At 46.3% G+C, this 7,131-nt stretch carries 5 protein-coding genes; all 5 read left to right on the forward strand.

Features of this window, described 5'->3' with window-relative positions; genetic code table 11:
• Window positions 1–133 precede the first annotated feature (133 nt).
• The 5 genes from L4D05_RS23760 (at window position 134) to L4D05_RS23780 (ending at window position 7,006) form a co-directional block, all read left to right on the forward strand.
• Window positions 134–907: a capsule biosynthesis GfcC family protein gene (locus L4D05_RS23760; RefSeq protein WP_428795460.1), complete on the forward strand. Its 774-nt coding sequence runs from the start codon at window positions 134–136 to the stop codon at window positions 905–907.
• A complete protein-coding gene (locus L4D05_RS23765; protein WP_428795461.1) occupies window positions 900–3,122 on the forward strand; it encodes a YjbH domain-containing protein in 2,223 nt (740 codons plus the stop codon). The genes L4D05_RS23760 and L4D05_RS23765 overlap by 8 nt, the downstream gene beginning before the upstream one ends.
• A 1,615-nt stretch (window positions 3,123–4,737) precedes the next feature.
• Complete coding sequence (locus L4D05_RS23770) at window positions 4,738–5,868, forward strand: polysaccharide export protein (protein WP_428795462.1); 1,131 nt, start codon at window positions 4,738–4,740, stop codon at window positions 5,866–5,868.
• 240 nt (window positions 5,869–6,108) lie between these two features.
• On the forward strand, window positions 6,109–6,549 hold the full coding sequence (locus L4D05_RS23775; RefSeq protein WP_428795463.1) for an arsenate reductase/protein-tyrosine-phosphatase family protein: 441 nt from the start codon (window positions 6,109–6,111) through the stop codon (window positions 6,547–6,549).
• Between the two features lie 97 nt (window positions 6,550–6,646).
• Window positions 6,647–7,006 carry a four helix bundle protein gene (locus tag L4D05_RS23780; protein ID WP_428795464.1) on the forward strand — a complete coding sequence of 120 codons (360 nt, stop codon included), beginning with the start codon at window positions 6,647–6,649 and terminating at the stop codon, window positions 7,004–7,006.
• Window positions 7,007–7,131 lie beyond the last annotated feature (125 nt).

Consider the following 7,131-nt stretch of genomic DNA (forward strand, 5'->3'; position numbering starts at 1 on the left):
GACCACAGGACCACAGGACCACAGGACCACAGGACCACAGGACCACAGGACCACAGGACCACAGGACCACAGGACCACAGGACCACAGGACCACAGGACCACAGAACCGATATTAAACTCTCAAGGATCCCCCATGCTTCAAGGATGTAAAAAATTCATCACTGCTAGTGCCTTACTTCTCCTAGCTTTTCCTTCTATCGCGACGGATCTATCGACGAGTTTGTCGGTATCGTTGCCGCAGCAAAGCATTCGTTTGGATTACAACCAGCCCACGCGTTTGGAGCAGGTACTAAAAGACACTCAGTTGCAGGCCAGTAACCAACAACAGCAACTCGAGCCATTACAAGCGCAACTGTTTGATCTGCAAAAACAAGCGTTAATTGACGAACAAAAGCGCAGCGTGTTGAACGAGCTGCAACAATTACACCTTGAAGAGCCGCAAATTGGCGCAGATAAAGTGATCGCGCAGATTGAAAGCGCCGAGTTCAAATACCGGGAATTTACTCCGCTCGACTACGACGTAGTGCAGTCACAATTAAAACTCAACCCATTGCTGGATGGCGAGTACCAACTGAACGTGGCGGCAAGAGATCCGCATGTTTATTTCTTCGGTGCGGTTAAACAGACGGAAAAGCCCTTGCAGCGATCCCAATGGTTTTTGGCCGACTACTTCAAAGCGCTCGGCAAGCTAAGACTAGACAGCGCCAGTACCAGTTTAGCGCTCATCATCCAACCCGATGGCCATATAAACACTGCTCACTACGGCAATTGGAATTTCAAGCCGCATTTCATCGCGCCGGGCGCAACAGTGTTTGTGCCGTTTGACTCACTGCCTTCACAATACGCCTCACTTAACCAAGATATCGTGCAACTGCTTCGTCATAAGGTAATCAATAATAATGAATAATAACGCCCCTTCCTTACTGGCCTTGGCTATCTCATCGGCGCTAACGGGTAGTGTGTTGAGTAGCGCGGTATTTGCCGACCCTTTTGAGCCAGCCACTCTCACTCCATCGCAGTCAGATTTTGGTGGCGTAGGGTTAATGCAAATGCCTACAGGCCGAATGGCGCGTGAAGGGGAGTTTAGTATTAATGGTGATTGGAGTTCGCAATACCACAAATACAACATCAGCATGCAGGTGATGCCGTGGTTAGAAACCACGGTGCGTTACACCTTAGTGCAGGATCTATTCTATAGTAGCGACCCAAGCTTTAGTGGTGACACCAAATACACCGACAAAGGCATCGATTTTAAAATTCGCCTGTGGCAAGAAGGCGATTACCTGCCAGAAACGTCCGTCGGTTTTCGGGATTTTGGCGGCACCGGATTGTTTGATGGCGAATTTGTCGCGGCCACCAAGCGCTATGGCAACCTGGATTTTACCTTAGGCATGGGCTGGGGGTATCTCGGCACAAGAAACAACATTACTAACCCATTTTGTAAAGTGAGTGATGAATATTGTACGCGTCCTTCAGACTTTAAAGGTAGTGGCGGTATGGTGGATTATGAGCGCTGGTTTAAAGGCCCTGCGGCATTATTTGGTGGCGTAGAATACCAAACCCCATGGCAACCGCTGCGGTTTAAATTAGAATACGACAGCAACGACTATTCTCAAGACTTCCCTGTACGTCGGGCTGGGGTAAATATGACGCCTGCCACCCCGTGGAACGTGGGCGCACTGTATCGCTTGGGCGACTGGGGTGATGCTCGAGTCAGCTATCAACGGGGTAACTCCCTGGCGCTTGGTTTCACCCTTCGTACCAACTTCAACGACATGAAAGCTGTTTGGTTAGATGAGCCTGCAGTACAACCCAGACCAAATGACGCAGCCAAAAGCGTAGAAGACGTGGATTGGCAAAAGGTGGCAGACCAGTTAGCCAGCAACGCAGGCTATAAAGACGCAACCATTGAGGTGGACGGCGATAAAGCCATTATTACCGCCAGCCAAAGTAAATACCGAGACAGAGCAGAAGCGCAAGAGCGCGCCGCCGCCATTTTAAGTAATGCGCTGCCAAGCAGCGTAGAGCGTTACGATATCGTTGAAACCGCAGAAAATATTCCGGTGATGTCCACCACCATTGATGCAAAAACCTACCAAACTATCGCCCTAAATCAAAGCATTGATCAAAGCTTTAGCGACGCCGCCACCGGACGAGAAGAGATTAACTTAAGCGACAGCACGACGAAGAAAACCGTGTATGACGGCTTTGATGCCTTCGATTACCACGTGTCGCCCACATTAGCGCAATCTTTTGGCTCGGCTGAAAATTTCTACCTGTTTGAAATTGGGGTGGATGTAGGGGCGGAGTACTGGTTAACACGCAATCTTAACGTGTCTGGTGGTATTCACTTTAATGTGGTGGATAACTACGACAGCTTTAACTACGAAGTGCCACCCGATGGTACTGATGTCCCAAGGGTACGAACCTTGTTCCGCTCTTACGTGACAGACAACCCGGTACGCATGAACAATCTGCAATTAACTTGGTTAGATGAGCTCGGCAGCGGCTTTTACAGCCAAGCGTATGGCGGCTATTTAGAAAGCATGTTCGCAGGCGCGGGCGGCGAGGTGTTATATCGTCCACTGAATCAAAACTGGGCCATTGGTGCGGATGTAAATCTTATCTCACAGCGAGATCCCAATAGCTGGTTTGGCGTATTCACCGAAGAGCAGCAATACAGTGAACGCGATGGCCGCTACTACAAAGTACTGCCGCAAGGCACAACAGGCTTCTTAACGGGCTACTACATGCCGCAGTGGCAATTCATTGATAACACGTTATTAAAAGTGGGCGTGGGTAAATTCCTTGCCGGTGATTTAGGCACCCGTGTGGATTTCTCCAAGCAGTTTGACAGCGGCGTGATCGCCGGAGCCTATGCCAGCTTTACCAACATGAGCGCCGAAGATTTTGGCGAAGGCAGTTTCACCAAAGGGTTTTATGTCTCCATCCCCTTCGACATCATGACAGTAAAACCAAGTGCCAACCGCGCCAATATCTCATGGCAGCCAATCACCCGTGATGGTGGGCAGATGTTAAGCCGTAAGTATCAGTTGTTTAATTTAACTGATGCGCGATCGCCATGGTTGCAGAGGCCGAATGGGGTTGAAGAGCGGGAATAGAGCGGGTTAAGAGCGGTCCTAGGTCCTGGGGGAGAGCGGTTTACACGGTATCGGTGTTAGAGTTGGTGGGACTCTGATACCAAGCGAAGGAAGTCTTAAAAGAGTGCTATGACTCTATTGGGGCGCATCTTCTTATTTTGTATAAGAAAACCCTATGCTATCTATATAATCGACTTGTGGTATTTGCCTGGCTGATGTTATCGATATCTATTAAATGGGCTTGATATAAAAGTGTGATGAAGATCTTGTGCAGTGCAACTGATTTTCTATCAATGTGATATTGCTTCAGGGATAATACTGGCGTTTTATGAGTGCATGACAGCCTAAGGTACTGACTTGTAAGTCATTAAACAGATAACTGTTGGATTGTGGAATGGCTTAAGCCCTTCTCTCGGTTGAACACTAACACGTCAGTTAATCGACTCATTATATCTTCCGCCTACTAGCCATAAATGATATGGCACTCTGTAATTTGTAGTGTATTAAGTATGAAAGCAATGCTTAACATCGCATGGGAGCGAGAGAAAAGAGGATAAATGGGCGCAAGGAATAATTAGAAATGATTTTTATGGGTTATTGCCCTGCTTGTGCAATGGAAATGCGTCTAGTTCGAATTTCACGTACGGCATTTGAGAAGCGTTTTTTTAGACGACATGAAATAAAATGCCAATGTGAAAGTTGTAAAACGGTTTTCTTTATCAATTTAGCGGATTGAGAGAGCGGGGTTAGGAGCGGACCTATGGTAGAAGAGATAGAGCGGCCCTATGGCCCTATGGGAATACGCGATAAGTTGTGATTTTTAGTTGTTAAGTGTTTGACTTGTAGTGGTGTATGCCTTTCTATGAACCATAGAACCATAGAACCATAGAACCATAGAACCATAGAACCATAGAACCATAGAACCATAGAACCATAGAACCATAGAACCATAGAACCATAGAACCATAGTTCCGCTATATCTATTACAATTGCCTACAAAAACGCATACGCTCTAAAATTCGCGCCTTTTATGTTCTTGAAAGAATAAATAAGAAATGTATCAAGAAACCATGGAATATCATGCTGTATGCTATAGGTTTTGCTTGTGAAGTGGGCAAAACGTATAGCGCAACAAGATAAGCAACCAGTGACGTATTGATTGTAATGGTGTTTTTTATGTGGATAATACAGAGCCAAGTAAGAAAGCACTCACACGCACCATTATAAAACATCTAAAAATGATAAAAATCGACAGTTTCTTTGGTGAAACAGTGATTTTTACGTCTTTATAGTGAGTGGAACAACAGAACAATGACACATCAGCGTCATGCGAGTGACATAAGCTGACAGAACAACACGGCATTGCAAATCCAAGTTACCCACGGTAGCGAATGCAATACGTGAACAAATGAGAACGGATGCATAATAGGGTTATATGCTTAACACCAACGGGCGGTAGCGTTTTAAAACGTGCTATGATCTTCTGCCCAAATTGGTAAGCAAATATCACTACCCTCTTGAATTTGCAACACATCCCCAGAACAATAGACCCCAAAGGACAATATTTCCAGGAACTAGGAGCTTTTTCCTCATATTCCAGGAACTAGGAACCTAATCCCAGGAACAATAACACCCCATGAATAACGTTAAGAAACTCACTATCACGGCACTATTCCCACTATTACTTGCCGGTTGCACGATACCAGGTGGAAACATTTCGACCAGTGACAAAAACGTCATTCAGGCAGAGGGTGAAACTACTGATTTATCTGAACGAGTAAATGTTTATCCACTAACGCCAGAGCGAGTGGCTTCGTTTCAGATTCCAGAACCTGTTGCACAGTCAAACCCTGAGTTGGATCTAGAAATAGCGAAGTATCAATATCGCGTTGGTCCTGGTGACATCCTGAATGTGACTATTTGGGATCATCCCGAGCTTACTATCCCCGCTGGCTCTTACCGTAGTTCTGCTGAAGCGGGAAATTGGGTGAATGCTGATGGTACTATTTTTTATCCTTACATCGGCTTGGTTCATGTTGAAGGCAAAACGGTACGTGAAATACGAATCGAGATGGCTAACCGCCTAGAGAAGTACATCGAAAGCCCGCAAGTAGATGTAAATGTGGCGTCGTTTCGTTCTAAAAAAGTTTACGTAACAGGGGAAGTCACTAAAGCGGGACAGCAGCCCGTGACGAACATTCCTATGACGATCTTAGATGCGATTAATTTGGCTGGTGGTTTAGCTGAGAACGCAGATTGGCGTAATGTGACATTAACGCGCAATGGCGTAGAGGAGCATGTTTCCCTATATGCGTTAATGCAAAAAGGTGATTTGAAACAAAATCGTTTAATGCAAGCTGGTGACATTATTCACATCCCGCGCAATGATGCCCAAAAAGTGTTCGTTATGGGTGAGGTGGGTGAGCCACAAACACTCAAAATGGAACGCAATGGCATGAGCCTAACAGAAGCGCTAAGCAGTGTCGGTGGTGTTAAAGAAGTCGCGGCAGATGCAACTGGTATTTTTGTTATCCGTTCATTACCTGGCGGAGAGAAAGATAAAATTGCCAATATTTACCAATTAAACATGCAAGATGCCACAGCATTGTTTCTTGGGACTGAATTTGAATTAGCACCTTATGATGTTGTGTATGTAACGGCGACACCGCTAGCAAGATGGAACCGCTTAATGACCCAGTTGCTACCAACGATTACTGGTATTAAGTATATTGGTGATGCTGGTTCTCAATACCGTTCTTGGGATTAAGAGCGGGGTTTTAGGAGCGGGCCTATGACTCGTAGGAGCGACCCTATGGTGCTATGGCCCTATAGGAAGGGCATGTCGAGAGGTGTAAATGCTTGACATGCTGTGCGCTTGGTTTTTGCTAGAACCACAGAACCACAGAACCACAGAACCACAGAACCACAGAACCACAGAACCACAGAACCACAGAACCACAGAACCACAGAACCACAGAACCACTTTTACCAAGGACCGCTTTTAAAAATGTTTAACAAAATCCTAGTCGTCTGCGTAGGCAACATCTGCCGCTCCCCTATAGGCGAGCGCATGCTGGCACAACTGCTACCAAACAAAACCGTGGCCTCCGCAGGCATCGCCAGCGCCAAAAGCGGCCTAGTCGGCAAACCCGCAGACAAAACGGCGATCCAAGTCGCCGCCGAGCACGGTGTAGACGTAGAAAATCATGCTTCACAGCAGCTAACAAGCGAGTTGTGCAAAGACTACGATTTAATCCTAGTCATGGAAAAAGGTCACCTAGAAGCCCTAACCAGCATCGCGCCAGAAGCCCGCGGCAAAACCATGCTCTTCGGCCAATGGATAGGACAAAAAGACATCCCCGATCCCTACCGCCAAAGCCGCGAAGCGTTTGATCACGCGTATGAGTTGATAGAACAAAGCGCGAAAGAGTGGGTAAAAAAGTTGTAGGAGCGGAGAAGAGCGGACCTGTGGTTCTATGGACCTATGGTTTGCGAGCTATAATTTGCCCTGTTTTACTTTGGTTGGGCTTTGAGCAGAGAATGCGATGAGACTACTAGGGTTTGAACAGTTAGAAGTATGGAAAAAAAGTTCTCGATTGACGGTTGATATAGTACGGCAACTTGAACATTGTAAAAACTATGGTTTTAAAGACCAACTTTCTCGTAGCGCACTTTCTATTCCTTCGAATATATCTGAAGGTGAAGAGCGAGAAACACCAGCTGAATCTGCAAGGTTTTTGTATTACGCAAAAGGTTCGTGTGGAGAGCTGATTACTCAAGTGTATATAGGTATTGAACTTGGGTACTTTAGCAAAGAGCAAGGGCTCATATTTATAAACGAGGCGAAGCATATCTCCGTGATGTTAGCTAAGCTCATCAAACTCAGAAAGGGTGTCGTAAAATGAGTGTCATTTAGGCTTGTATTTGACGTCAAGCACGAAAAAATGGACCACAGGACCACAGGACCACAGGACCACAGGACCACAGGACCACAGGACCACAGGACCACAGGACCACAGGACCACAGGAC

It is taken from the genome of Vibrio nomapromontoriensis, assembly GCF_050337205.1.
Classification (GTDB): Bacteria; Pseudomonadota; Gammaproteobacteria; order Enterobacterales; family Vibrionaceae; genus Vibrio; species Vibrio nomapromontoriensis.

Bases quoted from the DNA above. Each gene is read 5' to 3' on its own strand.
- L4D05_RS23760 (WP_428795460.1), top strand. From the start codon at position 134: ATGCTTCAAGGATGTAAAAAATTCATCACTGCTAGTGCCTTACTTCTC.
- L4D05_RS23765 (WP_428795461.1), top strand. From the start codon at position 900: ATGAATAATAACGCCCCTTCCTTACTGGCCTTGGCTATCTCATCGGCG.
- L4D05_RS23770 (WP_428795462.1), top strand. From the start codon at position 4,738: ATGAATAACGTTAAGAAACTCACTATCACGGCACTATTCCCACTATTA.
- L4D05_RS23775 (WP_428795463.1), top strand. From the start codon at position 6,109: ATGTTTAACAAAATCCTAGTCGTCTGCGTAGGCAACATCTGCCGCTCC.
- L4D05_RS23780 (WP_428795464.1), top strand. From the start codon at position 6,647: ATGAGACTACTAGGGTTTGAACAGTTAGAAGTATGGAAAAAAAGTTCT.